The following is a 1,202-nucleotide window of genomic DNA, read 5'->3' as shown; positions in this document are numbered from 1 at the left end:
CAGACATGGGTGGCGATTTTTAAGTTGAGGTCTTTTTCAGAAATATCTGCCAGTGGAGAATCGGCGAACGAATTAATCAGCGCGAGTGCAATAAACAATGCCGCGTTGAAACAAATTAAATCCGAGCACGCCAGTAAAATTTTTGTCAGAAGACTTTTATATGTAAATTCATTATCGCGCATATTTGACTCTTTTATTTTATTTCCCTTAATCCCTAACGCCTAAGCCTGAGTAATTAATGAGCGATGCACTAACTAAACCAGCGAGACAAACTGCGGCGAACTCCCCGGCATTTAGGCCAATTCTCTTTCCAGTTAAGCAAGAAAATTGTGATAAATACCAACAGATTAGTCTGACTTCCTTTTGCCGCAAGGCCAGACAATTCTTAACCTGTGAAAACCACATCAGGCACGCTACCGCCCTTGGCTGTCGCTGCCAATACCGCTTACAACACCCTATTTTTTGTCCGCGCTTTGTCGCCACGCCGGGAAATACCCGCCTTAACCCGTGCACGATCACAATTCACAACATTAAGAAGCTAAACAGCGCGCTATTAACAACATTGGCGCAGACATTTACTAACACGTTGCTATACTAGTTATTACTGGCTTGTTTACAAGTAGGCCCCGTCTTCCCTGCACTATTTTAGGAAAAAGACTACCAGCCATAAGTATTGATGCCAGCCCCGCCAGGCAATTTCACGCCAAATTTCAGAATAATTCGATACCCGTCTTCAGATTAGTCGCATTAAAAATGTACGCTTTTGCCGCCGGATAAGAATAAATAGTGGTCTTCATCCACACAGGATGTTTATCCATACTTTTCACTTATCGCCCGGCTGAACAAGGTAAGATTAATCCTAATAAGCCGCCAGCCCGCGACATCCGCGCGGCCGGGGCGTATTTGTACCCTGTCTGACGATTAACTATCATCAGACTAAGCTCATTTTTAGACATTATGGTGATGAAAGTATGTGGGAGTGGATCATCGATCCGTCGCTCTGGGCAGGATTAGTCACGCTAATCGTTCTTGAGCTGGTGCTGGGTATTGATAACCTGGTTTTCATTGCCATCTTGGTGGAGAAGCTGCCGCCGACGCTGCGCGACCGCGCGCGGGTGTTCGGCCTGCTGCTGGCGCTGGTATCACGGCTGGTGCTGCTGGCGTCGCTGTCGTGGCTGGTTACGCTGACCCAACCGCTGTTC

The 1,202-nt window shown here is 47.0% G+C and carries 1 protein-coding gene and 1 pseudogene; one reads left to right on the top strand and one right to left on the bottom strand.

Features of this window, described 5'->3' with window-relative positions; all coding sequences use genetic code 11:
* Nucleotides 1-182 (bottom strand): annotated as a pseudogene (locus FT726_RS27360) (UDP-phosphate galactose phosphotransferase); the annotation flags it as partial.
* Nucleotides 183-971: 789 nt separating this feature from the next.
* Here FT726_RS27360 and FT726_RS27355 point away from each other — a divergent pair.
* Nucleotides 972-1,202 (top strand): TerC family protein (locus FT726_RS27355; protein ID WP_407075098.1); only part of this gene is annotated, 231 nt, incomplete at its 3' end.

The organism is Pantoea sp. Morm (assembly GCF_016643525.1).
Taxonomy (GTDB): Bacteria; Pseudomonadota; Gammaproteobacteria; order Enterobacterales; family Enterobacteriaceae; genus Pantoea; species Pantoea dispersa.
This window is presented reverse-complemented; position numbering and strand designations above follow the sequence as displayed.